Below are 1,667 nucleotides of genomic sequence, written 5' to 3'. Positions count from 1 at the left end.
CGTCGCGGTCGAACCGGTCGCGGCCGCGGTCGTCGCGGTCGAACCGGTCGCGGCCGCGCTCGTACGGCGCGGGCTCCGGCTCGGGCTCGAGGAGCAGCGGCGAATCGCCCTGCGCGACGACGGCGAGGGCCGCGGCGACATCCGTCTCGGGAACGTCGTGGTGACGCACGTAGTGGGAGATGATGTCGCGGAAGCCGCCGATGCGCTCCGTCTGCTCGAGCGCGGCCGAGATGCGGTCGTCGAACCGGCTGAGCCGCGACTCGTTGATCTCGTCGACGCTCGGCAGCTCCATGGGCGTCATGCGCTGCTTGGTGGTCTTCTCGATGCGGGCCAGCAGCCCGCGCTCGCGCGGCGTCACGAAGCTGATCGCGTCACCGGTGCGGCCCGCGCGACCAGTGCGGCCGATGCGGTGCACGTAGGGCTCGGGGTCGGTGGGGATGTCGTAGTTGACCACGTGCGTGATGCGCTCGACGTCGAGGCCGCGAGCCGCGACATCCGTCGCCACCAGGATGTCGAGCTTGCCGCTCTTCAACTGCTCGACGGTCCGCTCGCGCTGCACCTGCGCGATGTCGCCGTTGATCGCCGCCGCCTCGTAGCCGCGGGCGCGCAGCTTCTCGGCGAGCTCCTCGGTCGCGTTCTTGGTCCGGACGAAGATGATGACACCCCCGAAGTCCTCGACCTCGAGGATGCGGGTGAGCGCGTCGACCTTGCGGGCGTGGGCGACGACGAGCACGCGCTGGGTGATGTTCGCCGAGGTCTGCGTCTTCGTCTTGACCGTGATCTGCTCGGGGTCGTTCAGGTACTGCTCCGACATCCGGCGGATCGCGGCGGGCATGGTCGCCGAGAACAGCGCGACCTGCTTCTCGTCGGGGGTGTCGGCGAGGATCGTCTCGACGTCCTCGGCGAAGCCCATCTTGAGCATCTCGTCGGCCTCGTCGAGCACGAGGTACTTGAGGCCCGAGAGGTCGAGCGTGCCCTTGTCGAGGTGGTCGATCACGCGGCCGGGCGTGCCGACGACGATGTGGACGCCGCGGCGGAGCGCCGACAGCTGCACGCCGTAGCCCTGCCCGCCGTAGACGGGCAGGACGTGCAGGTCGGGCAGGTGCGCCGCGTACTTCTCGAACGCCTCGCAGACCTGGAGTGCGAGTTCGCGGGTCGGGGCGAGCACGAGCGCCTGCGGGCTGCGGTCGGAGGTGTCGAGCCGGGCGAGGATCGGCAGTGCGAACGCGGCGGTCTTGCCGGTTCCGGTCTGCGCGAGGCCGACGACGTCGCGCCCCTCCAGGAGCGTCGGGATCGTCGCGGCCTGGATCGCGGAGGGCGTCTCGTAGCCGACGTCGTCGAGCGCCCGGAGCACGGCCCCCTCGAGTCCGAGGTCGGCGAAGGTGGGCGTCGTGGGCTCCTGGGGAGCCTCTGCCTCGATGGCGATGTCGTCGGAAGTCACGCTTCAGGGTAGTCCTCGCGGCTGGACGACGGCAGGGTGCCGACTCCGGGCCGTCAGCCGGACGCCGGGGCTCCGGCGGCTCGGATCACGTCCGCGTACACGCGCAGGTACGCGTCGACCATCCGCTCGACGCCGAAGCGCGCCGAAGCGCGTGCACGCACCCCCGCCCGGTCGAGCAGCGCGGCGCGGTCCACGGCCGAGGCGGCGGCCGCGGCATCCGACGGCT

The 1,667-nt window shown here is 71.6% G+C and carries 1 protein-coding gene; it reads right to left on the bottom strand.

The annotated features are described in order from the left end of the window. The coding region (locus ESO86_RS16540) for a DEAD/DEAH box helicase (protein WP_129235912.1) at positions 1-1,441 on the bottom strand (1,441 nt) is incomplete at its 3' end. Positions 1,442-1,667 lie beyond the last annotated feature (226 nt).

Source organism: Agromyces binzhouensis (assembly GCF_004135055.1).
Classification (GTDB): Bacteria; Actinomycetota; Actinomycetes; order Actinomycetales; family Microbacteriaceae; genus Agromyces; species Agromyces binzhouensis.
Note: the sequence above shows the minus strand (reverse complement) of the source record. Positions and strands in the feature narration are given on the sequence as shown.